This window comes from Haloarcula onubensis, assembly GCF_031624605.1.
Classification (GTDB): Archaea; Halobacteriota; Halobacteria; order Halobacteriales; family Haloarculaceae; genus Haloarcula; species Haloarcula onubensis.
The window spans coordinates 24,330-50,023 of the sequence record NZ_JAMQOS010000007.1 but is presented as its reverse complement, the minus strand read 5'-3'; the positions used below and the strand labels follow the sequence as shown (position 1 = coordinate 50,023).

Annotated in this window: 23 protein-coding genes; 13 read left to right on the top strand and 10 right to left on the bottom strand. The window is 53.1% G+C overall.

Annotation, left to right across the window (positions count from 1 at the left end; genetic code table 11):
- Positions 1 to 6: 6 nt before the first annotated feature.
- The 4 genes from NDI86_RS18240 to NDI86_RS18225 are packed head-to-tail and all read left to right on the top strand — an operon-like array spanning position 7 to position 3,416.
- Positions 7 to 162 (top strand): hypothetical protein, encoded by a 156-nt coding sequence (locus NDI86_RS18240; RefSeq protein ID WP_310901793.1) that lies wholly within the window; start codon positions 7 to 9, stop codon positions 160 to 162.
- On the top strand, positions 163 to 2,184 hold the full coding sequence (locus NDI86_RS18235) for an AAA family ATPase (RefSeq protein ID WP_310901792.1): 2,022 nt from the start codon (positions 163 to 165) through the stop codon (positions 2,182 to 2,184).
- Positions 2,184 to 2,648: a hypothetical protein gene (locus NDI86_RS18230; protein ID WP_310901791.1), complete on the top strand. Its 465-nt coding sequence runs from the start codon at positions 2,184 to 2,186 to the stop codon at positions 2,646 to 2,648. Before NDI86_RS18235 ends, NDI86_RS18230 begins: the two co-directional genes overlap by 1 nt.
- A gap of 48 nt (positions 2,649 to 2,696) precedes the next feature.
- Positions 2,697 to 3,416, top strand: a complete 720-nt coding sequence (locus tag NDI86_RS18225; RefSeq protein ID WP_310901790.1) for a hypothetical protein — start codon at positions 2,697 to 2,699, stop codon at positions 3,414 to 3,416.
- 3 nt (positions 3,417 to 3,419) lie between these two features.
- Here NDI86_RS18225 and NDI86_RS18220 read toward each other — a convergent pair whose 3' ends face one another.
- The 5 genes from NDI86_RS18220 to NDI86_RS18200 form a co-directional block, all read right to left on the bottom strand.
- Complete coding sequence (locus tag NDI86_RS18220; RefSeq protein WP_310901789.1) at positions 3,420 to 3,809, bottom strand: DUF8076 family protein; 390 nt, start codon at positions 3,807 to 3,809, stop codon at positions 3,420 to 3,422.
- Between the two features lie 2 nt (positions 3,810 to 3,811).
- On the bottom strand, positions 3,812 to 6,349 hold the full coding sequence (locus tag NDI86_RS18215) for a DUF1156 domain-containing protein (RefSeq protein ID WP_310901788.1): 2,538 nt from the start codon (positions 6,347 to 6,349) through the stop codon (positions 3,812 to 3,814).
- 2 nt (positions 6,350 to 6,351) lie between these two features.
- Entirely contained in the window at positions 6,352 to 7,290 is a 939-nt protein-coding gene (locus NDI86_RS18210) for a PglZ domain-containing protein (RefSeq protein WP_310901787.1), read from the bottom strand.
- Entirely contained in the window at positions 7,283 to 10,075 is a 2,793-nt protein-coding gene (locus NDI86_RS18205; RefSeq protein ID WP_310901786.1) for a DUF499 domain-containing protein, read from the bottom strand. Before NDI86_RS18205 ends, NDI86_RS18210 begins: the two co-directional genes overlap by 8 nt.
- Positions 10,076 to 10,229: 154 nt before the next feature.
- A complete protein-coding gene (locus NDI86_RS18200; protein WP_310901785.1) occupies positions 10,230 to 10,463 on the bottom strand; it encodes a transcriptional regulator in 234 nt (77 codons plus the stop codon).
- Between the two features lie 198 nt (positions 10,464 to 10,661).
- Between NDI86_RS18200 and NDI86_RS22285 the strand changes: the two genes are divergently transcribed.
- From NDI86_RS22285 to NDI86_RS18160, 9 genes are all read left to right on the top strand, one after another.
- Positions 10,662 to 11,087, top strand: coding sequence for a DUF8112 family protein (locus NDI86_RS22285; RefSeq protein ID WP_470303460.1), 426 nt, complete (start codon positions 10,662 to 10,664; stop codon positions 11,085 to 11,087).
- Positions 11,087 to 12,034: a hypothetical protein gene (locus NDI86_RS18195; protein WP_310901784.1), complete on the top strand. Its 948-nt coding sequence runs from the start codon at positions 11,087 to 11,089 to the stop codon at positions 12,032 to 12,034. Before NDI86_RS22285 ends, NDI86_RS18195 begins: the two co-directional genes overlap by 1 nt.
- Positions 12,031 to 12,870 carry a DUF8168 family protein gene (locus tag NDI86_RS18190; RefSeq protein WP_310901783.1) on the top strand — a complete coding sequence of 280 codons (840 nt, stop codon included), beginning with the start codon at positions 12,031 to 12,033 and terminating at the stop codon, positions 12,868 to 12,870. Before NDI86_RS18195 ends, NDI86_RS18190 begins: the two co-directional genes overlap by 4 nt.
- Positions 12,871 to 12,910: 40 nt before the next feature.
- Positions 12,911 to 13,840 (top strand): hypothetical protein, encoded by a 930-nt coding sequence (locus NDI86_RS18185; RefSeq protein ID WP_417936294.1) that lies wholly within the window; start codon positions 12,911 to 12,913, stop codon positions 13,838 to 13,840.
- On the top strand, positions 13,840 to 14,508 hold the full coding sequence (locus NDI86_RS18180; protein WP_310901998.1) for a hypothetical protein: 669 nt from the start codon (positions 13,840 to 13,842) through the stop codon (positions 14,506 to 14,508). The genes NDI86_RS18185 and NDI86_RS18180 overlap by 1 nt, the downstream gene beginning before the upstream one ends.
- 197 nt (positions 14,509 to 14,705) lie before the next feature.
- Positions 14,706 to 15,671, top strand: a complete 966-nt coding sequence (locus tag NDI86_RS18175; protein ID WP_310901781.1) for an HNH endonuclease — start codon at positions 14,706 to 14,708, stop codon at positions 15,669 to 15,671.
- A 350-nt stretch (positions 15,672 to 16,021) separates the two neighbouring features.
- Positions 16,022 to 16,732: a DUF3800 domain-containing protein gene (locus NDI86_RS18170; RefSeq protein WP_310901780.1), complete on the top strand. Its 711-nt coding sequence runs from the start codon at positions 16,022 to 16,024 to the stop codon at positions 16,730 to 16,732.
- A 220-nt stretch (positions 16,733 to 16,952) separates the two neighbouring features.
- Positions 16,953 to 19,079: a DUF262 domain-containing protein gene (locus NDI86_RS18165; protein ID WP_310901779.1), complete on the top strand. Its 2,127-nt coding sequence runs from the start codon at positions 16,953 to 16,955 to the stop codon at positions 19,077 to 19,079.
- Between the two features lie 858 nt (positions 19,080 to 19,937).
- Complete coding sequence (locus NDI86_RS18160) at positions 19,938 to 20,993, top strand: HNH endonuclease (RefSeq protein ID WP_310901778.1); 1,056 nt, start codon at positions 19,938 to 19,940, stop codon at positions 20,991 to 20,993.
- 12 nt (positions 20,994 to 21,005) lie between these two features.
- Here NDI86_RS18160 and NDI86_RS18155 read toward each other — a convergent pair whose 3' ends face one another.
- The 5 genes from NDI86_RS18155 to NDI86_RS18135 form a co-directional block, all read right to left on the bottom strand.
- Positions 21,006 to 21,647 carry a hypothetical protein gene (locus NDI86_RS18155; RefSeq protein WP_310901777.1) on the bottom strand — a complete coding sequence of 214 codons (642 nt, stop codon included), beginning with the start codon at positions 21,645 to 21,647 and terminating at the stop codon, positions 21,006 to 21,008.
- A 137-nt stretch (positions 21,648 to 21,784) separates the two neighbouring features.
- Entirely contained in the window at positions 21,785 to 22,333 is a 549-nt protein-coding gene (locus NDI86_RS18150) for a hypothetical protein (RefSeq protein WP_310901776.1), read from the bottom strand.
- Positions 22,334 to 22,389: 56 nt separating this feature from the next.
- Complete coding sequence (locus NDI86_RS18145; RefSeq protein ID WP_310901775.1) at positions 22,390 to 24,270, bottom strand: DEAD/DEAH box helicase; 1,881 nt, start codon at positions 24,268 to 24,270, stop codon at positions 22,390 to 22,392.
- Positions 24,267 to 24,917: a DUF8102 family protein gene (locus NDI86_RS18140; RefSeq protein WP_310901774.1), complete on the bottom strand. Its 651-nt coding sequence runs from the start codon at positions 24,915 to 24,917 to the stop codon at positions 24,267 to 24,269. Before NDI86_RS18140 ends, NDI86_RS18145 begins: the two co-directional genes overlap by 4 nt.
- Complete coding sequence (locus tag NDI86_RS18135) at positions 24,914 to 25,573, bottom strand: hypothetical protein (protein ID WP_310901773.1); 660 nt, start codon at positions 25,571 to 25,573, stop codon at positions 24,914 to 24,916. The genes NDI86_RS18140 and NDI86_RS18135 overlap by 4 nt, the downstream gene beginning before the upstream one ends.
- Positions 25,574 to 25,694: the final 121 nt, after the last annotated feature.

Below are 25,694 nucleotides of genomic sequence, written 5' to 3'. Positions count from 1 at the left end.
AATACCATGAGTCAAACTGATCCTCCTGAGGGTGTTGATAACGAGGCCATCAGACGAGCGATGCGGCGTATTTTACAAGCCGAAGAGGACAAATTACACATGGACTTGCCTCGCGGCATCAACGACGAAATCGAAGCGATCATCGAGGATGAAATAAAGTAGATGGAGCTTGAGAAGCTCACTCTCCATAATTTCCGGCAGTTCTACGGAGAGCAAGAATTAGTCTTTTCGGGTGATACTGAAAAGAACGTCACCGTGATACATGGGTCAAATGGATCTGGCAAGACAACAGTACTAAATTCATTCCTCTGGCTGTTCTATGGGGACGTCAAACTACCAAAACCTGACCAGATCGCAAGTGAAAGGGCGATGGCAGAGGCAGGGCTTCAGGGTACTGTAGAAGTCGAAGTCCAATTGGAATTTAGCCACGACGGGACAGAATACACCGCGAAAAGGTCTAAGACTGTCCGACGAAACGGGGAGAACGATTTCGCAGGTACAGAAGTCACCAGCGACCTCCATTTAGAATTCCTCGACGAGACTGGTAATCGGAAGGTCCGTGGTAACGCTGAGGATTCCCTTCGGCAAATTATGCCTGAGCGGCTTCGAGAAATATTCTTTTTTGATGGTGAGACTATCGATGAGCTCTCAGAAATCGGGGGTCAAGAAAAAATTCAAACGGCGATACAGAATATAATGGGTCTCACTATCTTAGAAAGGGCTAAGCGGCATCTTGAATCCGTCCGCAAGGGATTCGAAGAGGAAGTGAGCCGACATGGTAGTGAAGAACTCTCTGAGCTATACCAGAAGCGGACAGACTTAGAAGACCGAATTGATGCTCTATCTGACGATCTCAGCGATGCCAAGGACTCAAAAGAGAAAACGAAATCAGAACTGACGGATGTAAAACAACGGCTGAACGAACTGGAGGACAGTCAAGAGCTACAACAGGAGCGAGAGCGACTGGAAGGAGATGTTGAAGGTCTCAAAGAAGAAATAGAGCAAATAAATGATCAATTATCTAATACGATTTCCAATAAGGGATATGTCCCGTTCGCCGGTTCTGCAGTTGAAAAGACTGCAAAAATGCTACAGCAAAAGCGAGAGCAGGGCGAGATTCCTTCTGAAATCAAGACTCAATTTGTCGACGATCTCCTTGAGATGGAGGAGTGTATCTGTGGCCGAGAATTAGTTCCTGAAACGGAGCCGTACCGAAATGTCAGTAAATGGCGTGAGTCGGCAGGCTCTTCGGAACTCGAAGAAGCCGCGATGAACATTGCTGGCCAGCTTACCGAAATCGGCGAGGATGAAGAGGAGATCTATGAGACGCTCAAAGACCTGTTGAAACAGCGCAGCGATGTTGGCGACGAAATCCAGCGGAAAGAAGAACGGATCTCTGAAATCAGTGGGAAGCTCGAAGGAATCGACACGGAGAATATAAATCAGCTTGAGAGACGGAGAAAAGATCTTGAGTCAAAGCTAACCGAATACGACCAACAGATCGGGTCGGTCCAGGGTAAAATTGAGTCAGTTGAGTCGGATCTGGAAGAAGTAAAGCAAGAGATCAATGAAGCAGAAGAGCAGAATAAGAAAGCTGATCTCGCAAGACGCAGGGCTCAAATGGCTGAGTATCTTCAAAACCGGATCGAAGAACTCTTCGAAAAATACCAAGACGAAGTGAGAAAGAGCGTTAATGAGCGGGTGAACGATATCTTCCGGGACATCATCGTCAAGGACTATTACGCAGAGATCGATGACGACTACTCTCTCCGCATTCTCAAGGACATCGGCTCTAATGAGACGATCCCCGTTGCGAAATCGACCGGTGAACGGCAGATAGCCAGTCTTTCATTCATCGCCTCTCTAGTTTCCTTGGCCCGAGAGCGGTACCACTCTGATGAAGAGTCAATTTATTTCAGCGGTGGAATCTACCCTATGATTATGGATTCTCCCTTCGGCTATCTTGACCCGGAATATCAGAAACGGGTGAGTTCAGTGCTTCCAGAGATGGCCGAACAAGTCGTCGTCCTCGTGACACAGAGCCAGTGGACTCAGGAAGTCGCCGGGGAAATGGATGCAATAGCTGGAGAAAGATATCGGCTGGAGTATCACGACCCTGCGGATGATCCGACAACTGAGTATGAGTATACAGAGTTGGTCCGACAACATCAGGGGGCTCGATAATGCCTCCCGCGACGTTCTTCTACGAACAAAACGAGGCAGTTGAGCAGCTCGCAGCTGGTGAAGATGCGATATTTGAATCTCGAACACCGTTTCTCGTGTTTGCGGCTAGCGTGGGGTATAACCGAGATCATTGGGTCGAGAATCACGACGAAGACGGCGAGATGCGATGGAACTACATTGGTCAGAACAAGCGATTGGCGATGATCACTGCCGCTCTCGCCTACGCTCATACAGAGGACCCCGATGCCATATCCGACCCTGAGATGCAGATCAATGTTCTCACTAGCTTTGCCGCTGGTGGGGCCCGAATACTGAAACGCGAAGTTGTGGACGAACCTGGACGCAATCTCGATAATTTGATCACCTTCATCCAAGATCACCGCGAAGCCAAGGCGACAGAGGAACGTGTCGGAGTCCTCGAACAGATCGAAAACGAGGTCAGCAGTTTCCGGTCGTCAGAGTAACTATCGTTTCAGGAGAAAGGATAAGTAGGATTATTAGAGAATAGAAGTATGAGCGACGATTCTGAGAAAGTTGACGAGATTTTAGAAGATTTGGATTTAGAGGGGTCCTCAACTGACGACGATATTATCGGCCAATCTCAGGAGACTGAAACTCGGTCAAAGAGTAGAGGTAGATTGGAAAAGCTACGGGATGCAGGCGCACTAACTGAAGAGGAGTATGACATCCTCCAAAAACATGGAAATGATTCAGCGGAGCCTACCGCGAATTCACCTGACTTTGGCCAGCCAATTGTGACCAGCGAAGGGTCAGATATGGATTTCTCGATAGTCGGAGTGTTTGAAGACATAGACTCTTCTCCGCTGACCATTCCTAAAACCGCGAAAGTGGCCAATCTCGGTGACGATCAGGTCTCCTCACTTCTTAGAGGAGGGTCCAGCCGAACTTTGATTTGTTGGCACATTCATAATCACAGCGACACAAATATAGAATTCGACCACGACAATATTGAACATATTGGGCAGGATAAGTTCTCATATGAAGATTATGATAGCGAAATAGGTTCTCACAATCTCAAATCTGGATGGAATTGTGATAATTCTATTAACATCTCAGCTGGTAGCCGAATAAAATACGTTTCCAGTATCGAGATACCCGCAAAATTGTCTGAAGTCAAACTCGCTGGCTACTGGTCGGACATCCACAATATCGAAATTACCGAGGAAATGAAGTTCCCGAAATCGGAGCTACCTGCAAACGTCGATCTCTGAACGCTATTTTCGAGCTACAGCGTGAGTAGCGCCGATAGTCATTGGTTCTTCCACGAAGAGCTGCCCGACATCAAGGTACACACCTTCTCCACTCCGTTCGATACGAACCCGAAACTCGACGTCGTCAACAAGCTGGCCATCGATCAGGAACTGTACAGCGTCCCCTGACGTGAGCGACCGTGTCCCACGAAGAGTCTGGCGGAGCTTCGAGAGAACGCTGCTTCGGTCTGTCTCGTCGGTATTGTAGAGCAGGTCTTCGAGACCAGTCACGGTTACTGGCGTCTCCAACGTCTCGTCATGCTTTGCTCGCCGGAAGAACTCCAGGGCAGCTACCTCGCTATCGGTGTCCGCAATTCGCTCGGTCACGATATTGTAGCCTTGATGCAGTGGCATCGTTAGAACTGAGAGAGCCCCATCTCCATGACACTCTCATAGCGGTCGTCGTTTGTTACCTCTGCCATGAAGTCGGCGAGTTCTTCGAGATCGTCGCTTTTCCACTCCTTCAGATACTCCACCGTGTTCTGGTCGGATTTGTACAGGTGGTAGAGGTACTGCACCTTATCGATATCCAGCAGTGTGTCAGCTCCTTTACCATTCTTATTGAGCTTTGATTCAATGTAATGAATTCTGGCATCGGCGCTAACTGGCTCCTTTTTATCTCGCGGCCCCTCAACGAGTTTCTCGTCTTCGAGATCACTGACGTTGAGATTCTTCGCAAGGAGATGCTTATTCAGATCATCGTAGTCCTCCCATCCACGTTGAAGGAATGCGGCATAAGACTGTGTGAGAGTATCAATACTACTTGGGAGATTAACCGTACTTTCAACAATTTGTTCGATAACAGAATCAACGGTATCCAATGCTTCATCAATCCCGACCGGCTCGCCATCCGAATAAATATTCGGATAGTGTTTAGAGTAATAATACATACATTTTCCTCTGAGTATGACACCAAGGTCTGCCTGACTGAGGTTTTGATGTCTTTCTTGTTCTTCCGCAATCATATCTTGTAATTTAAAAAAGAGATCCTGGCGGAGTTGTGAAAGTGTTGTCTGTTCACTTGCTCTCTCTTTATTAGCAAATATTAGGATATCATATTCTGCGTTATCAAGGTCCGAGATGTGGGTGCTATTTGATTTCTCAGACTGTACAGGGTAAGCTCCTGCAATCGTGAAACCACTTTTAATCAAGGATTCCAATATTACCGACCAAGCCTCATTCTCATTATGGTGATAAGTGAAAATCAACTCTCCGTCGTCTTTTAATACCCGATAAGATTCAGTGAATACGTTCGTTAGCGCATCAACGAAGAATTTTTCATCTTTTCCTGCATTTGTATTTGAGACAATTTCTCTGGCTTTTGGAACAAGTTCCGACTCAAATTCTTCATATTCATCTTTAAGTACTTCTCTCATCCAAACATAAAAATAGTCGGATAGTTCGGAGTATTGAACATTGTCATAATAAGGCGGGTCGGTTATAACGTAATCAACTGAGTTGTCTTCCTCAGACATCCGTTCGGCCGTTTTACATTGCAGACTCTCACTGCGACTTTCATCTATTTTTTCGTTTTGAATATAGATATTTTCTGTCTTGCCTGTGTTTGAGTTCTTTGATTTTTCAAATGGATTTTCGCAGTAATCTTTGGCCTTATAGACTCTATCAAAGAAATTTTGAATACTCGTTCTTCCACCACGTTCATTAAGCGGGTTAGCTTCGACAGGTTGAACACGTGGAATAAACGCGTGACGTTTAAATACCCAATCGGCATATTGGCGCCGAGCATCCCATAGTGTCAGCAGCCCATTCATAGTGAGCATATTAGAAACAGCAGTAATGAGGAATTCACTGATATTCTGATTATCTACCTGTTTCGCCCTCTTCATCAGCTTACCATGGGTCAAACGATGTCTTGGAGTGAACAATTCATAAAAATGTTCATAATTGTAATTGAGAAGAGCCTGCGTTTTATCTCCCTCTGGAATCTTTTGATGAGGAATTGGGAGATCATGTTTTACTGAGTGATATTTCTCTTCTGTCTTCTTGACAAGTTTTAAGTCTTGTTTATCAGGATGTTTAAATTTCTCTTCGCCACTAGAAGTTTTGTATTTTATAGCGTAGTAGTCAAACTCAGGTCGTTTGTCAAGCCGATCCAAAGTTTCCTTAACATCGTGCTTGTGACCTTTACTACATGTGTACTTTCCACGCCCGTAATTCCCGTCAGACGGATCAAATTCTGTGCCACAGGTGGGACAAGTTTCTATATCTTTGATATCACGATCAAAGGTTATGACTGGACTATCACAGTCGAGATTCGGACAATAAACTCCTGCCGTCGATGTAGATTTATTATGTCCTAACTTATAATTTTTAAATAAATTCACTTCCTCATCACAGGTTAGACATGGAACTCGTTGCGATTGTAATGAGTACTGTATTTCTTCTTGATCCCCTGTATCAGGATCAGTTGTCAAGTAATATTCTCGGATATCTTCTCTGACATCCGAAACCATCGCTTTGAACTCCGATTCAAGTTTTTCGAGATCTACGTTCTCGACTGATTTTTTTGTTGTCCACCAAGCTACTGGATTTAATTCGTATCCTCTAGTGGTAGCATTCAGTCTATTACTTTCTACAATTGTCGTCCCGCCGCCCATAAACGGGTCTAGTATTGTAGCCTTTTCCAGTCCCCCACCCTCTTTCTCAAAAAATTTGCCCTCAAGCCCACCGGCAGAAGTGCGACGAAGTATATCATCCCGCTCGGTGGAATCTTCTGACAGCGCGGCTATACCAAGTGTTCTGAATGTTGTTCCTGGTCTCCGAGCCCACCATTTATGTAAAGAATATATCGGCCTGTAATGATGGCGACTATGTGATTCTCTTTCAGCGAACTCGTCCATTAGGTTCAACGGTAATTTGTCCCAAGTATCCATTATTAGTTTACTCCTACGGGGTCAGTGTTAATGTGGAGCACTGGAGTCATGCACTCGGGTAGGCTCATCCCGCCGTGCATAATTTTCTTTGTCGCACCACGCTTCGTCCATTTATAGTGCCCACGTACCATGTAATGCTCGCGTACACGTTCAATAACCTTTGCACGCTCAAGCAGCTGATACGCTTGTCCGTTCCCCACTTCGCAGAATCGACTGTTGAATTTGCTTGATAATGCTTCTTCCTCCTCATCGCTTAGCGAATACGGGGAGTTGCCGAGGTGGTTGACGTATCCGTGATCGCTCGTCACGAGGAATTCGTCGTGGATGCTCTCGTGAACGATGTCCTCAAGAAGCGTCTTGACATCCTCGTAGATATCCTCGACTTCTTCCATCGAGTAGTTGCCTTTCAGCGCTCCTTCGAGGCGTTGGTCCGGATGTCGAGTCCAAACGTATTCTGGCTCTGTTCCAGGTAGTTTTGGGACGTCCATGTCGCCAACAAAGCGGAAGTCATCCCGGGAAACTGCTGACGGGCTCTGTGCGTCGAACCACTCTCGACAGATGAACTGTGTCTCGCTTGGGAGTCCCTCAATGGGTGCCCATGTGAGTGAGACAGACCAGTCGTGGTCAGCAGCTAACTCGCGTTCGAGCCTGAACCCCTCGCGGAAACTGAGCGCATCCATGATCACGCCACATCCCTGGTCGAGTTGTGTGACTGGATGATCGCCCATCTGCTCAAGCAGATCATCATACAGGGGCGGATAGAGCTGTTCCAGTTCGTATTCGAGCTTGCGGGTTCGGTACTCCGAATCTGCAAGCCTCCTGTCGCTGAGGGCCTCCGGATCCCCCCAAATGCGCCGGAGACACTCAAACGTGCCATCTAGGATATCGTCTTCATCAAGAAGCGCATCAAACTCCTCCGAACCATAGAGGCCCTCACTCATTTTTGTCCACCTGGAGCTTGACCGATAGCGACGCCTTCTCAGGGACGTTTAGGTCCCACAGGAGGCTCAAGAATCCCTGCCGTGAGATCGGTTCGTCTGGATCAACCTCTAACGTCTCATCCAAGTGAACTTTCTCATCAAGCGCATCCTCGTTGATCCCGTACTCTTCAAGATCATCACTGCTGAGCTTTCCTTCAACGGTGATAGTGGCTTCATGGATCTCCCATTCGATACCGATCTCACGCTCAAGCTCGTCGATGAGGTCTGGTTTGTTATCCGCTCGGACATCACCCATGATGGGGTACGACTGGATCTTGGAGTCGGGCTCATCCAATCCGAGATCCTCAAGGAATTTGCCAACCATCTCATCGGAACCTCCCTCAATCTTTACTGTCCCATCCTCAATATCTGTGGCGTCGAATTCGAATCCACACTCACATTCTTTCCCATCAAGATCACGCTTACACTCAGGGCATTGGAGCGCGCTTGTAGCAGTGGTTTCTCCATCTCCGTCACCGCCACTCGTGGAAGATACACCATCACCTCCATCCTCACCCTCGTCTACACTTCTCGCATCGATAGTGATGGTCCGTCCCTCGTCTTCCTCATCTTCTTCCTCTGTGACGTACTGCTCGTGGACGAGATTTGTGTCATTTCCGAGGCTCCCGACTCGTTCTTCGAAGTAATTGCCGACTTTGAGTACACCATCACGACAGAGTGAGCCGATCGCTTCTTCCAGTTCCTCCTCCGTGGTGAGAGTTGTGTAAACAGCGTTTCTGTAGAAATCGTTCTTGAGATGTTCGTACTGGATGCCGCTCCCCTCCGCGTCCTTGACAGCGTCTTCGACTTCGGATCGGAGTTGGCTGCTGTCTGGCTTGACGACTTCTATGGTAGCGGCATAGAAGTCCATGTTTCCACCCGTTGGGAGGTCCTGCGGGAAGAGACCCCGATCGGTCGAGGTGTGTACCGTCCCGTACTTATCCCGAACGCGATCCCTGAGATTTTGGAAGTTCTGATTGTGGATTTCAGTAAATCCGTCCGGTAGAACCTCTTCTTCTCTATCGAGCTGCTCGCCGGCAACGACTTTACGAGCAAGTTCGATAATTCCAGTATTGGTATCGACGCTGGAGCGCTGCCCGGGTGTCACAAGGACCAATGTGTTGTTGAATTCCCGTTCTTGTCCCGTTGTGAGTTCCTCGAAATCCTCGTCGTAACTTCGTTTAGCGCCGAGGGTGACGATGATCTTCAGAGCTTTGTTGTCGGGAATGTTCTGATCCGTGTTCACCGGATCTAATATGTGGACGTTGTTGTGCCCATCAAAGAGATCCTCCGTAACCAGTGACTCTACCCGGTGGATGGCGTCGTGTTTGTGTATATCCTCGGCCTTCTTTTCGATTCTCGCGGCAGGATTTTCATCTACGTCAAACGCGTATTCACCGTTAATTCGGTGTATATGCCATGCGTGACCATACACAACCTCGGTGAAGGTTTGAATAATTCGATGGGCATTGATGCCTTTGCGCATCGTGCCCATCAACATCTGACGTTTGTTCGCACCCTCATCGCCGGCCCGTGCCAGGCTGTGTAGAAGTACGATCCCGAGAAGCTCTTCGACGAATTCGTCAAAGGTTTCGTCGGGCTTCTGGAGACGGTGATAGTCGTTGACGTACTTCCCGACCAGCTCGTTGTCAATGTACTGGAACCGGTCGGTATACGCGAAAACGTCCACATTGCCGGTCAATATGAGATCGACATTCCGATAGTTGTCTCTGAAGATTTCCGTAAGGAATCTAAGCAAGCCCCGGGCGTCGGAGCTGATGCGCTGCTCGGAGTACTTCTCCATGAGCAGGGTAAGGAGGGCTGGATGGAACGGATAGTACCGCTCTATTCTATCCTGTAAGTCCTGGTAGTCCTCCAACTCGATCTGGTCGTTTTGCCGATAGACGTCGGTGTATTCCTTAGCGAGAGCGGACACTCCTTCTGGATCCTCTACTTCGCCCACCAGACGGTGTAGAATGAAATCGATTTTCTCGTCTCGACGGGAGGAGAGGTCGTGAGTAAAAGGATTTGTCCGTTGCGTGATCGCTTGGACGTCTTCATTTTCATAGAGAAGAGAGATTAGAACCGACAGGCGAGTGTCGTCTCTACCAGCAGCCTCTAACAGATTTTGGAGGAAAGCGAGGTTATCGTCACGATATTCACTGCGATCGGCCATCCCAAACCATCGCTCGAACTCGTCAATCAGGACTATAGTTGGCTTCTGATCGAGTGCGTCTCTAATCTGGTGTACAGTCGGAAGGTCAGTATCTTCGGTCCACTCGTCAATTCCGAGATAGTCGCCAACTGCCTCGGAGAGTCGATTGTACTCCTTGTCGAGATTGAACATCTGCAGAGCAGCAGACCGTGTTTCACTCGGCAGAGAAACATCGATCCCCTGCCTGTCTAGCCACCGCTGGCCAAGCTCCGGAGAGTTGAATAAATGATAGACGACGAGCTCAATGTGGCTTTTACCGCTGCCGTATTCTCCGCCGATAACCTGCCCACCTTCCGAAAAACCATCTTCCCCATCCAGCTTTTGCGCGCTGTTTTTGATGATAGAGGTGAGAGTAGCTGTTGGATACGTGATGTCAAGAATCCGTTCAGCATCTTGCTCTGGCGAATCACGGTCATCATAGAGGTTGTACAAGCTCACCTCATCCAATAGGCCAGTAGGATTGATATCGCCATTTTCAGCTTGTATCTCCTCGCTTGGAGAGATATAATCTGAGATCACTTTGTCAGTCATTCAGATCACCAATGTCTCAAACCGTGGATGAATCGTCATGGTCTACTTCTCTGATTCGATAACTATAGTAGTTGCTGTCATCTACGACGAAATCCTCTTGCCGTACGGTTATTGGAGAAGAGAAAGTGTGGCTGACGGTTTGCCGACGGGAAAACTATGAATCAATTTCCCACAACATAGAATTCCCCACTTTACGGCCGATAATCTGATCATCTTCTTTGAGTTGCTTCAATCTGAGATATGCCGTCCGGCGATCGCAACTGATCATATTTGCTATTTCAGACGTAGAAGCAGAACCATCCAGATCTTCAAGAGCCTGTATAAAATCCTCGTCAGTGTATTCTGTGGTAAACTGGCCGGTATCTTCCTCTCGATCCCGATCCGTCATATTTGTGTGGTCAATCTGTGCCGTGATATGACTACTGATCTAATCAGCTATCCATTAGTCACGCGTCTAAAGGGAAAGAACTATACCAATAGACGTATGACTAGTGGACAGAACCCGGTCGCAGAGGACATCTTTGAAGTAAGGTGTCCGGGTGTTGTAGCACCCGAACCGGGTTCTTAGGAAGTAGCCAGAGAACCCATGAACGAGTCATCATCGACAAGTCAAGAAGCTATCGACACACGGCTAATTGAAGAAATATCACAACAACAGTACCATTGCCCGGTTTCTGAGCAGGGATTGCGGGACGGCGCGGCGGTGGTTGCGTATGCGGTACGGTCGTGTCCGCATGCTCCATGGTTGGTTCACCAGATGCGGTGTCCGCAGCACCCACCGTCGCTTGCTTCTCTTTCTACGCTTGGCGTTGCTGAAGTGGTGGTTGAGGGCCGGGTTGGCCGCGTGGTGGATACGGGGGTGCAGCGTGATTGGGTGACGGTGGTGGCACCCGAGGTCGTGGCGTGGTCGCCGGCGCATACGCGCGAATCGTTGAGTATTGATTCGGGTGAGTGGTCGTCACCAGGATGTGCGGCGTGTGAGTTGGTTGCTGCTGAGGGTGGTGAGGCGTAATGGTCGATTTTGACACGGCTAATCTCCCGGTTGAATTCGACCTGCCTGTCGAGGAGGAAGAAGAGCTAATGCTTCCTGACCTGTACGTTGGCCTCGATGCCGGGTTACTCGCGCCGGGTGATGGGATTGTAACGGATCGGCATCACGCTTCCTCGGATCGCTACGAAGCTGACGACCCACAGAACCAGATTGCAGGGCAGATTTCCCCGTTCGCGTTATCTGGATGGCTGCGCCATGGCTGCGAGGCGGTCCTGCAGGCGGCTGGTGCGTCGGCGTGTCATCCGGGTGAGTCGAACGCGAATTTCCGGTTGGAGGATGTGTACGACCGGGATTTGGAGGCAGGGTATCACGAGAAGGGTAGCTGCACGGACGATGTGGATGCTGGCTGTGTGCTGTACGATCTGTTCGGTGGGTTCGGGGGCAGTCCCGGGAAGTTGATTCGGCGTCCAGTGTCGTTCTCGCCGGTCCGCAGCCAAGTGGACGTGACGAAGGGCGAAGCCGAAGCGCACTACCGCCAACTGCACACGCAGGTCCGGTCGCGGAATGAGGAGGATGGTGGGCAACCACTGCGACACTCGACGCGGGACGTGGTCGGGAATCTCGTGGGAACGTGGAAGTTGACGCTCAGAGAGGTTAAGCCGGAGTTCGTCGGTTTGCTGTTGGAAGCAATCGCATTCCTGGATGCCCACAGCGATGAGTATGCGTTCCAACTCGGTGGTGCGCGGAATTTCGGGGCCGGGATGGTTGACGCGGAGATTCTGAATCCACTGTACTCTGAGGCTGAGGTGAAGTGCGTGTATGATCGGCGGAAGTCGCCGACGAGCGAGATGGAGCGGAAAGACGAGCTGTGGCAAACGCAGTGTCGGGACAAGTTCGTGGAGGCGCTTCAGGCCCGCACAGCGCGTCGTGATGGGGAGTTACCGGTCCCGGATGGTGATGAGCCATGACTTCGGACGTGCCGTTCGAGTCGCTGCGTGACGCGCCTGAGTCGGACGTGGATCCGTTGGTCGCGGCGTATCGCCATGATGTGCATAAGCTGCGGGGCCGGTCGCATGATGCCGCGCAAGAGGTGTTTCGCGGGGCGCGGGTGAACGAGTCGGTGCCGTTGGGTGCGGATGGGGATGCAGCCAGGCTGTCGCGGCCGAAAGGCGCGCCTGATGAGACGGTGGCGAATCACCGGTCGCCGCGTCGGTTATCGCTGGCGACAGGTGACACGGCCGTAGCGTCTGACCGGATTCCAGCGTCGGAAGATGCGCCGTTGGACTGGTTGGTGTTGTCGACGGATCCCGAAGTGCTGCATTCGCGGTGGTTGACGAGCGACGCCGCGGCAGCGTTCAACGAGTCAGTGTACTACCCGTACACCTCGCTCAGATTCCACGTGTTGCTCGTGGCGGCGCTTTTGGATAATTACCGGGCCGGGCATGACTTCGAGGACTTGCATCTTGTGGCGACGCCGTCAGGCTCGCTGCCGGACGAAGGTAGGACTGCTGCAGCGGCGCGGGAGTCCGAAGTCGTGGAACCGTTTCGAACGGTGTTGTGGTCTCCGGTCGTGTCGCTGCACGTGACGGGGGAGCCGGGTGACCGGGCGTCGGCTCCGTTAGGGTCGTGTCCGGCGCGGTCGTTTGCGGATACGTGGTCGCGGTTGTCGGCGCATCCGTTCGATCAGGGTGATCGGCGGTGGCGGCGGTTGGACGCGCAGCTGCGCCGTATCAGGTCGTGGTCGACGGCGCTCGCGTACATCGAGGATTCCGTCGCGGTGTACGGGGATGGTGATGCGCGGTGACGCCGATATTCTCCAGTGGAACCGCAGGGGGTGTGGTAGCGTGACTCGCATCCAGCAAGTCCTGTTCGAGTTGGAATCGGACTACCAGGGACACGCGTATCACGTGACGGGGAACGCGTTGTTCAACGCGATTGCGCGGCGCGTCGACGCTCGGACTCGCAAGCAGTTGCACGTGAGTCACGGCGTGTTCGTCCCGGGCGAGTACGCCGAGTACCCGGCGGCGCATTCCGAGGTCGGGTACGCCGGGGTGCTTGGAAAATCCCTCCCACCCGTCGAGAACTACGCAGACTTGTTCCTCTACAGGGATGCAGCCCAACGTTGGTTGCTGGATTCTCGGCCGCGAGATGCGCATAACGTGCATGACGTGACCCGGCACGGTGACCGACTTGCGTTCGCACCGACGTGCTGGTTTGGTCGACCAGAGAACGTTCGGAATTCGAAGCGGTCTGTCCAGTGGTTCGTGCAGTGCTACCTGCACGCCGGGCGCGACGATGATGTCCTCCCGCTCGACAAGGACGTTTTGGACAGGCTTCGGGTCGGTGCAGCCCGGAATTACGGACTTGGCGAGCTGTCCCTGAAAGGCACGCAGCTTGTTGAATTGGATGAATTAGACTACTCCCGCGTTGAGGACACGGCGCTCAACTTAGAGCTCGTGTCGCCGTTCGTCCTGTCGAGTGAGTACCCGGGGGCTGACGGGCAGGATGTGCCGTGGTGGTGGGGAACGGACTCCGAGTTGCGTCGCCGGGAAACCAGGCTGGTGAACGGTGAGGAAGTGCATGCATTGGAGACGGTAGATCACGGGCAGGTAGTCAAATTCACCGGGAGTGACGGGGACGCGGTCCGCACGGCGAAAAACGGCGTATTGCGCGTGGGGACACACGCGAAGTACGGGTTCGGTGAGTTTAGGCTTCGACCAGCTGAGCGGGATCGCGTGCCTGAACGCGCTCTCGGTGTTGGGGGTGAGGTGTGATGAGCGACGCGTTAGAGCAGGTGGCGTTCGATATCGAGACGACCGGGTTCGACGTCGACGATGTCGTGACCGTGGTCGGGTTCGCGTTACCGTTAGGAGCGCGGGTGTTCTGTCAGACTGCCGAGCGCACCTGTGACGGCGTGGAAGACGCCGTACAGGACCGAGTGGACGAGCACGTGATCGCGTCGATCCACGACTCGGAAGCCCTCTTGTTAGAAGCAGTTTCGGAGTTCGTCAAGATGCGGTTGCGAGAGGATGACGTACTCCTCGTGGCGTTTAACGGAGAGACGTGGCAGGGCGGATTCGATGTCCCGTTCCTCAGGACGCGGTTTGCAGAACATAGCTTTGACTGGCCGTTCGTCGATATCCCGTATGCGGACTTGTTCCCGGTCGTGCAGAAGCTGTTCAACACGACCGTCGACGGGGAGCCACAGTCGAGTCTCACAGCGGCGTACAACCTGCTTTGTGACGGGAACTACGACGCGCTTGACCCGTTCGAGGACAGCGCGGAGGCGGTGACAGCGTTCGAGGACGGGCGGGTCACTGATGTTGTACTGCACAACGTGGCGGACGTATTGCGAACAGCGGCGCTCGGACGGGTTGCGGAGCGGTATTGCAGTCGCTCTGATTTCAGCGTGAAATCGTTGACGCCGACGAGTCACGGGTAAGCGCTCCTGAGCGGTGAATCGATTCGGCGAATGTGCGGTGTGGGCGGTATTGAAGCGATACACCACGAGGTCGGGCGATTGCGCGCAGTGAGCAATGCGGTTGACTCAGTAAACATGCAACGCACAACGCAATGCGAGAAGCGCGGCGTATCGACGACGAACGATCAGCGACGAGGTAGTGACGTGGTGGTGGTAGCATGACCGAGGGGGTTTCGAACGAGACGGTGGATGCGGAGACGCGAGCGGAAGTGTTGGCTGCTGCGGCGCATCGCTGCCAGTGGTGCGGCCGAGACGGGCCGGGTGCTGGTGGGTCGGCGACGCTGCACGTGCATCACGCGTCCCGTGATGTTGATGAGATGGACGAGCACGACCCGGCGAACCTGACCGCTGTGTGTCGTAAGTGTCACAACTGGCTGCACAACCAACCATCCGAGGCGGATGCGCCGGTCGAGTTGACGGACGCTGACGGGCAAGTGCTGCTCCCGCAGGACGTAGAGATTCTGCAGGTCTTGGCGCGCCACGGCCCGTTGAGCACCGGCGATATCGCGGATGAACTCACGCCTGATTTGACGGTGTCGTCAGTCCGGGAACGCCTGTGGGTGTTGATGGGGCTCGATAACACGGTCGCTTCGCGTACCAAGCAAATCGTCGATCAGTCTTCGGAAACTGGTGAGTGGGGACTAGTGGGGCAGATATCTACGTCGGCGAGGGGCCGCATTCCTGACGATCCGCAGACACTTTTGCAGCGTGCGGAGGATGAACGCGTCCGGCAAGCGCTCGACAGAGGGTGTGACCGGGGCGCTGTCGCCGACGTGATCGGGATCGTTGAACGCACGACGTGGAATAAGGAAAAACGCGCGAGAGCGTTCGCGTTCCCCTTGGATGCGCTTGACGATCGAGGCGGGCGGCCGCCGGCCGATGCAGACGCTGATGAGACGCTCACGGATCTTCCGACAGATGAGGCGGACGCCGACACCGAGATGCAGCAACGGCTTGACGCTGTAGAAGACGCTGCTGATGGCGAAGCAGGGATGCTGAGCGATGGTGGCGAGGCAGACCAAGAACCGACCGAGGAAGACGACGAGGAGATTACGTGGTCGGACGCGAAGACGCAGTTGCAGCAGACGATCGAAGCGTTAGAAGAGCTGGAGAAGGCGCTGTAGACTCTTACGCGGGCGGGTTACGCGTCTTCCAGTGGCGGGAGTTTTTTGCGTAGCTGGTCGTTGAGCTCGTCACTGTCGACGCCGTGGTGGATTTTGTAGTGGCAGTTCGGGTCAAGAGCGACGACGGTTGCAGGTGTGTTTGACCCGCCGTCACTCAGTTCGTGGATGTGGGGGTGTGGAGATACGGCTGCCCTGGTTTGCTGGTGAATGGGGCTGGTTCGCCGCAGCTTCTGTACTTCCTTTCTGCGTGGGCTATGGTGGATGTCGTGGTCGTGTGACAGTGATGGTTTGGTAGTGATGGAATGAAATATATCGGATGAGTGTTAGCGTGATAGTATCCTGTTGATTTGATGGCTCGGACGTTGTTCGTGCATGTTGATGAGAGTGGGAATCCGTCTAAAGGGTCATACTATGTTGTAGCGGCTACGTGGTGTCTCTCTGAGCGGGACCGGGCGAATGAGGTGTTACGGCATACGGCTGATGAATTGAAAACAATTGCTGAGAGTGCGTTGCATGGGTCGCAAACGTTGTCTGAGCTGAAGGGAGCTGCGTTGCCAGTTGCGGTTGTTAATACGACTGTTGGGTGTTTGAATCAAGTTGAGTATGATGACCCGACGATTGAGCAAACCCGGTTGCCGTGGGGGATTACGTACCCGATTCGATTGTCAGTGCATGCGGTGAATCCGGATATCGGCAATGACGTGTTGACTGACGTGATTGGGAACTTCGATGAGTCTGTGCAGGCATTGAAGACACTGGCGTTGTGCAGCGTGCTAAACCCGATATTTCAGCCGACGCACGTAGATCTACGTACGGTTGATTCGATGTGCGTCGTGCTGGATTCTGCGGTGTGGCAAAACCCTGCTGAGAAGGTAGCGACTGTGTTGGACCGTGCTGCGGATGAGGTTCCGCCGATTGAATTTGACACTCGTGATAGCAAGGATGCGGCGGGGCTACAGGTTGCTGATGTAGCGGCATACAGTTGGGCTAGACATCAGCGGAAAGGAGACTGTGAAACGGCCGTCGAAACGCTTCATCCGCTTCGGTTCGCAAAGAAGTAACTCAGAAGTATGCTCTCGGAAAGGCTACCAGGTAGCCTCACGGAACTCAGTACCCTCAAGGAGGGATCATTGATCCGTGCGCCACCTGCTCATATACATATATTCAGCGAGGTGGTTTAATTCTTCCTACTGCCCTGTGGCGAACTTTGCGTAGACAGGAGTTAGTGACTGTGGGTGTGGTGCCCGTAGCGGTTTTTACGCGGTGTGTTGTTGCATGCGTATGGAGTCCGGGAAGAAGTCTTTAGAGGAGTTGACAACGGCCGGGGTATTTCACGTGCCGGCGTATCAGCGGTATTATTCGTGGAAGAAGCCGGAGTGGGATGACTTGTGGACTGACTTGTTTAATCTGCCGAGTGAGAAACAGCATTATTTCGGGACGATCATCATTCAGAAGACCGATGAAACGGTAACTGGCGGGGATGCAAGCGGGTACGGCACCTCGGCGGAGAAGCGCGTGAACTTACTGATCGACGGGCAGCAACGGTTGACGTCACTGGCGTTGTTGGTGACCGCGATGACCGAGTGTTTAGCTGAACTCGCACCGTCGACAGCGCATGAAGACGAGATTATAGCCGATGTGACAGAGATGCGCGAGACGTTCTTGTGTGACGATAATATTTATCAGTTAGAATTGCTGGATGAGGCGGACAATGAGTACCTGCAGCGGATTATCGACGGGCGGAATGTCCCGGAGCCCGAGCGGCCGTCACAGCGGAAAATGGTTGATGCTAAAGCGTACTTTGATGCGCAACTGGCGGACCTTGTTGAGTCGGCTGATGGAGACTTAGTCGGGGTTGCGAACTCAATTAACCAGCTGTGGCAGACCATCGTCGAACTAGAGTTGATGGTGTACGTGGTTGACGCTGATAACCCGGAGAAAGCGACGTTGATTTTCGATAGTGTGAACGATCGCGGCCGGTCACTGTCGACGTTCGATAAGACGAAGTCGTTCTTGATGCGGACGGCGTATTTGGCTGCGCCTGATGAGCCTACCGCGCAAACGGTTATTCAGCGCATTCGACAGGCGTTCGGGAAGATGTACAGTTATCACCAGGAAATGTTGGAATCACCGTACGTGGGTGGGATTAGTGATGACGCGGTGCAGCGATATCATTTCATTTCGTTTTTCGATTGGTCGGACAGTGACCAACACAGCGACCCGACGTTCCTAACGGAATTGAAAACCCGGATTCGAGAACTTCGATTAGAAGACCCTGAAGCGTGTCTCGAATACATTCAAGAGTATACAGCTGATTTGGAACGCGGATTCAATGCGTTATCAGATGTGCTTGCGTATCGCGGTGACGATGAGATTGCATCGTTAATCGACCGGATACATCGCTTGCGTCACGCCCGGAAGTTCTACCCGTTGGTACTGAAAGCATGGCCGGGACTTTCCAATGATGAGCGACTGGAATTGCTGGATGCGATTGAGACGTACATTTTCCGCGTGTATTCCATCGGGAATCACCCGAGTCACACGGGCGAATCGAGTCTGTACATTCGGGCGCGAGATATCGGTGCTGACAGTCCGATTGACGTGTGGGTGAGTCGTCTCGTGAACGTGATGAACCGGTACGAAGATGACGCGCAGTTCAGGCGGTCTGCCGCTGCGACTGATTTGTACTCAAAAGCAAGTTCACAGGACCTCCGGTACTTTTTCTACTTCCTCAACAGGCATCGTGCCGCAACAGAGGGTGAGCGTGGCGGCCCCTCGTTAGCGGAAGCAATGGGTAGTGAGTACACAGTCGAACACATCTGGCCGCAGTCACCTGAGGAATTACCATTGACCGATGGCGGGGAGTACCCGAGTCCTGAAGCGCGTTACAACGGGAATGTCCACCGGCTTGGGAATCTGACGCTGGCGAGCCGATCATGGAACTCGTCGTGGGGGAACTGTTCGTTCGAAACAAAACACGACGAAGGGTACGGGAACTCACAACTATGGGTCCAGACAGATATTCAAGACCAGTACGATGAGTGGTCGATTGCGAACCTCGAGGACCGAGAAAAGCAACTCATTGAGTTCATGCTAGAGAAGTGGGCGACACCAGAGACGCGTTTCGGCGGGATTGACGACCCGGCCACCGCTGTTGCAGCGCTGACTGAGATGGAACGAGTGGTCCTCAAAGCGTTGTGTCAAAACCCCGACGGTGCGATTCGACGAGACATCCATGCGGATGCCAGCACGGTACCTGACTCACCGTTCACAAACCCGAACGTAAACGGAGACGAACGCAGTGACGTCGGATCCATCTTGAGCCGACTCCGCAGTGTTGGACTCGCAGACCGCAACAAGTACACGTGGTATCCAACCGAGGACGCCCAAGCCGTCGATATCTCTTAACACGGGATTTTATCGGGATAGCACGCTGCTTGGCGTTGTGAATTAAGACTACCGTGAGGATTATTTGCTGGACGGTGTCGAACTCCACCGCCTCGAAGAGTACGAGTCTATCACTGAGAGTGGTCCAAATCCTTCAGTGTCGGCCAGTAGAGCAGGGATGCATCGACGTTAGCTTTCAACCGCATCACGAATGGACGCAAACACTACTGCAGCGCGCCGAAGACGAACGTGTCCCGCAAGCCTTAGACCGCGGATGTAACCGCGACGCAGTTGCTGAGGTCATCGGCATCGTTCCTCGGACGACGTTCCACAAAGGGAAACGAGCACGAGCATACGATCTGCCGCTGGACGCGCTCGACGACAAGGGTGGGCGGCCACCTTCTAGTGGACAGGCTGAGTCACCGGGTCAAACACCGGCTGGTGACGAGGATGCTGCACAGCTCCAACTGAACAGCGCAACCGAGCAGTCAGTTGAGGGTAGTGGAGACGAGTCGGCTATCAGTGACGAAGAAATTCGTGGCACGATCGACGACGAGGGTCCTGTGTCCGATGAGCAACCAGTCGCTGACGGTGGTGACGTGCAAACGCATCTACGGCAAGCAATCGACGCGCTGGAGGCGCTGAATTCGGAACTCTAAGACAAGTCTGAAAGAGTCGGTCAATGGTTACACGGTGATTAGTCGGTAGACTTTCCGAACAGCCGAGTGGTCGCAAAGCATTTTGTGACTGTTCTTGAGATCCGGAAGTCAATTACTCTCGATTGAGCGGCTGAATTAAGTCCTGAGTTTTTCCGTTGGCATGCATATTTAGCGTCCTGAAGGCCGCTGTTACTTTATTGATCGAAGACAGTTGATTGCTATGGACGAAAGAATATGGGTTTACAATTCAGATGACAGAGCTGAAAAGTCATTTGAGGACGCTTTTGTAGAATCCAAATTTACAGCTGGTATTAAGCGAGGGATATCGTCTGATGAAATTGCTGTAGAGGACCCCACCAATATCGAAGAATATGAGAATATATCCGTTCTAACACCGAAATATCAAGGCCCAAACACATGGACACAAGAAAATAAAATATCGAAAGGAGATATATTTCTTATTTTTCAAGATGGCGAATATAGATATTTTTCTTACGTTTTGTTTACAGCTGTGGATGAGAATGGATACTTTTCGGAGGAAGTCTGGCAATATTCCCAAGCGGTCAAGAAAAACCTGCTCTGCCTATCGAAACCGATTGAGATTAGACTGACGACAGGAAGAGTCACTTCATTGTTCGGCTATGAGAAAGGGGGTCCTACAGCAAATTTAGCGCCTGGAATGGCCTCGTCACCGTCAGATACCCATCAACGGCAATTTCGAAATAATTGCTCGGATATAACTGGTCTAATCGACGAAGTTGCTGTACGTAACATCTCTGAGAGTGTGGATGAAGAAAGCAGGGGAAAAGAGGACGACCGCACGGTGGGTGTTAGTTCCTCTGCTAGCAATACTAATCGAACAGATAATCAAAGCGAGGCGGGTGCCACCCCTGATTCAGGGTCTGTTAATACGGATTATGACACTGAACAACAGGAACTGAAAAGAGAGGCCTTGGCTGATGCAACAGAAAATCCGTCGAAGGATATTATACCAACATCGCAACGTTCGGACTATTCCCGATCTGAGAAAATCAAGCGGTTCGTGTTAGCACGAGCTGATGGTACGTGTGAGGGATGTGGCCGACCTGCTCCTTTTGATAGAAAAGATGGGAGCCCATATTTGGAGGTCCACCATCTTGATGAGCTCGCAGAGGGAGGCGCAGATGCTCCGGACAATGTGGTTGCTTTGTGTCCTAATTGCCACTGTCAAATACACTATGGCAAGAATGGGACAGAGTACAATGATGACCTCAGAAAGAAACTGGAAAAGCCTTGAGAGTGGGTTCTGTTACGTGAGGCGAGCCTTGGAACGAAGTTGATGTTGGAAGTTCTTCATTGAGGTTGGCACTAAACCATGCTGGCTGAGTTGGTCCCGGATTGATTGCCGGATTGAACCGTGTTCTGGTTTCGTAACATCAACAGTGACTCCACCGTCCTGTTTGTACCTCCATATTCCATCACCAATGTGTTCAAAATCCGAAGGCATCACCTCTTGTAATTCATCAGCTGAGGTCACTGGCTCCGTTCCGGCGAGCTCATCAGCTGCAGCGATGAATTCTTCTGGACTATCTAGTGTTGGGCGAAACAAGCGGGCGTTTCCACCCTCTTGACCGGGAAGGGGAGCATCCCCGTGCTCATATACAATGCCGTGCTCTTCTAGTTCTTCTAAACGATTCCGGGCAGTTTGAACGGTACATCCAAGCACTGCAGAAAGAGTGCCAGCATGAACAAATACTTCATCCGGATGCGACGTTTCCTCGATACTCATATCTGGACTTTCAAAAATATCGGCTTCAAGTCCGGTAACAACCTCAAAGGCAGAGAAATCATCTTTTCGGTCGGCTGGCCGTTTTGAGTGCTGAAGTACAATCTCGTTGTTTCCGTAGAACAGTGCTAGTACACACATTATTGTGCGATATGGTTCGCGCATCAAATTTCAATTATAGCGCCAGCGGCTTAATCTTTGCCTCACTTGGATTCTAAGACAGGATAATTATCTTAGTTCAGCGAACAATCATATACTCGCCAAGAATTGCTCACGGTACGTTTTGTCGAATCAGTCTACGGTTATCTGACGATATCAACGATCGCCGCTGATGGGATGTCCCCGTCGATGATGAGTTCTGCGTGGCTGATGTCGCTGGTGAGTTGTGTGGCGATGTCATCCGGGGTTTCGACTGGCGTGATGCTGTTTCGGTATTGTTCGATGGCTTCGTCGGGCGTGTCTGATTGAATCATAATGCGGGAGCCGACGTAGTGGTAGTCGAGGAGGTCTGAGATGTGGCCCATATCGGCAATGTACATTGGTGCGGTGGTTTTGGTGGTGTCGATGACGATAGTTACGTCCTCGTCGAGTGGTACCGTGTCGGTCTTGGGATCGTGTCGGTCAGCGATGTATTCGTAGTTGACGTGGCAGTACGTGACGTTGGTCCGGTCGAATGGGAACGGGTTGTCGTAGCCGAGGTCAGCAAGGGCTGTGTCAGCATCTCTAGTGTTGAGTCCGGGTTGTTCGGTGGCTTTGATTCCGTGTTCTTGGATGGAGGCGGTGTTTTCTTTGTGAGTGTTGTGGAACGCGTAAGCACCGACAGGGTGTTCGTATGCTGAGAGTGGGTTCATGATGAGTTGGGTAGACGAGGTGTGTTCTGTTGTCTGGCCGGTCTGGACGATATCAGTCAGTCGAGTCGGTCGGTAAGCGTGGTGGCGACGGCGTCAGCGTTCCGGACGGTTGCGTTGATGACTGGCTTGGTGGCTGTGCCTTGGTACTGCATTTGGAAGGAGAACTTCGGGGTGTGGGAGTCAGTGGAGATGGTGGCGTAGAAACTATCGGCATCGGCTAAGTGGTCAGTCATCGTGTCCGTGACGGTGTCGACGGTCCCGTACGCGCTGTGTTTTCCACGTTCTTGATGCGAGGGACCATAGCTGGCGGAGAGGCGTGTTGTTTCGTCGCCGTTGAGGAGATCTGGCTGTTCGGTTTCGAGTATGTGGATGTCTGGTTCTTGCAGGTAGTACCGGTGGTCTTTGCCCGGGGAGAAGTTGTTCCGCGCCGCGTCGGCTATTTGCGTTTCGTCGGGGTCAAGTCCGAGGAATTCACTGATGCCTTTCGAGGACTGTCGCCAGTCGTTGAGGTCGTCGGGAACGCGGTACAGGTAGAAGACGTTGCTGTCGCGGACGTTTGTGCGGAGCCAGTTGTCGAGTTTTGATTCTGGTTGGTTGAGGGTGTTGGCGAGGTCGCTGCGTTGTTGCGGTGTGCCTTCGAGGGCGTGTTTGACGCGGCCAACGCTGCTGCGGGTGAGTAGCGTGTCGGTGTTGATGTTGGTGATGTCGAGGCCGGCGCGGTGGGCTTCGTCGATGCCGCGTCGTAGGGCTTCGTAGTCCGGGCTGTCCGGCGTGGCGAGGTAGATGGCGTTGCGTGGGGCGTCGGTGCCGTCGGGACGCATGATGCGGCCGAGGCGTTGGATGAAGCGGACGGAGCTGACGACGTTGCTCCAGACGATGAGGAGGTCGGCGGCGGGCAGGTCGATGCCTTCTTCGCCGGCGGCGGTGGCGATGATAAGGTCCGTGCCCTCAGCCTGTGCGTTTTCGACGGCGGCTTGTTGCGCGTCGCTGCTGGTGTGTACGCGGCCAAGCAGTGTCGTGGTGGTGTACTCGTTTAATTCGGCGTTGAGTTGTTTGGCGATGGTGACGCGGTCGACGAACAGCACGGCTTTTTCGAAGTCGTGTTCGTCGAGTGCAGCGCGGCACGCGTTGAGTTTGTGTGTCGCCGGGCAGGTGTCGAGCACGGGGAGTGTGTCGTCGCGGAGGATGTCGCCCATGACGGTGTCTCGCCGCAGCGTTTCTTCGAGGGCGAGTGCGCCGTCGCGGCACAGCATGCGGATGCCGAGCGTTGGGAGGCCAGCGAGTCTGGTTCCGGCGAACTCACGCCGCGCATCTTCGAGGATGTCGACGACGTCCGTGTAGCCGTCCGGGTACGGGGTGTCGTAGATTTCCCCGATCCACTCCGGGACGTGTTCGTCGGGAAGGTCGGTCCAAGACCGTCTGTGGATTGGGCCGATGGCGGTCGTGATGTCTCGTTCTTTGCTGGCGGGGATGGTGGCGCTGAGTCCGAGTTTGTACGGGTACGCGACCTGGTCGAGGAGCTGCTTGAAGGCGTGTTGCCCGGTGGTGTGGTGGCACTCGTCGATGATGACGGCGTCAAAGTCGAGGTGGGCGGTGTCGTTCACAGCGGTTTGCGGTGTCGTGACGACGATATCGCCGTCGCCCCACTGCTGGACTCGGTTGGTTGGTGTGGTTGTCCCGTCGAGTTTCGTGGTCGGAATGTTAGTGTACTCCTCGTAGTACGCGTGGGTTTGCTCGACGAGGAACCGGGACGGTTCGAGGATGAGTACCCGGTCGACGGCAGGGCCGTTCAGGCGGGTTCGAGCCCACATGCACCCGACGAGGGTTTTCCCGGTGCCGGTCGGGAGACACACGACGGCCTCGTCTCGACGCGTCGCAAACTCGTGTGCTTCGTCCTGATACGGGCGCGGTGTGATCCCGGTGAGTGCTGCGGTCACGTGTCTGACTCCAGGTCGTCGTCGAGTGAGACTTCATCGACTGACACACCGGTGATAACGGTTTGTGGTGGTCGTTCGACCGGTCCCATCGATGTGGCTAGGTCTGCTTTTTTGTCTCGCGGTATAGTGACGTTGTGTTTCGAGGCGATGTCTGCGAGGATGTCTGGATTTGTCCCGGGTTGGTAGAGGAAGTGCTCGAACAGTGGGAAGGTTTCGTCGGTGGGTTTGTCGTCGGTGAGTTGCGCGGCGAACTGTTCGAGGGTTGGGAGTGGGCCACGGCGGAGGTTGAGTGTCACGTTGATTTCTTCGCCGTAACTCCTCCCGGCGTTCTGGATGGCGTCACGGAGTCGCGTGTCGAGCATATCGTCGCCGTGGAGCATCCCGAGAATGAGGAGTGCCAGTGCGTCTTGTGTCCCGGCCCGGATTGGGGCGAGTGTCTCGGCGTCGTCGGCGGTGAACACGGTTGCGAGGTCCTCTCCTGGTAGCGTCGGGTACAGGGTCGTGCAGTCCTGCAGCGTTTCAGTGAGTCGATCCCGGATGCGTTCCCGCAGTTCGTCGTGCTCGTCGAGGTCGGTGTCTGGATCCCGGAGGAGTTCGGCCTCGTCGTCGGTGAGCAACCCGGCAGGGTGGTTGAGTGCGTCGGTCATTGTGGGCCTCCGGCGCGGTAGCGGGCTCGTTGCAGTGTTGCGTATCGGTCGACGAGGGTATCGATGGCCGGTGGCGTGTCGCACGGGCCGAACGCGGTGGTGGCGAGGAAGATGTTGCCGTGGTACTGGTACCGTGTGAGTTCGGTGAACACCGGGTCTGGATCGTCCGGCTGGTCTTTGAACAGCGGTATTTGATCGATAATGAGTCGCCAGTCTGTTGTCTCGTCGTAGTGCTGCCAGTCTTGCTCGAACGTAACGAGCAGGCTCGTTTCGTCGTCGTATTCCTTAACGTACTCGTCATGTGCCTGTTCGGCAGCGGCTTCGAGAGTGCGGCGAGGCAAGTCTTCGTCGCCGACGATAGCATGGGAGACGAGGACCCATTCCGGGTCGGATTCTGTATTGCCGTGCCAGTACCCGCGAGTAGCTATATCTGCATCGGTGAACATCGAGTCCATGGTTTCGAGCGTCTCGGCGAACCGCCCGGGACCAGTCGCGGGTGACCGTGTGAATTTCGCTGGCGTATCTTCCGGCGGGATGAGGAGATCTGCAGCAGCGACGGTCGTGTCGTCGGTCGTGGTTGAGAGGACACTGAGGCTAGTCAGGGTCGTACCGGTGAGTCCTTGCAGGTATTCGCGTCTGCTGGTGTGGTTAGTCATGAGAGGGTGCAGGGGTGGCGGGTGACGGGATTTGCTGTGCGTGTCATGCTGTGATAGTGTAGTGTGGGATTCGAGGTGGTTGCGGGGAGCGGTGTAGGCGTTGTTCGTCGGTGCTGGTTGG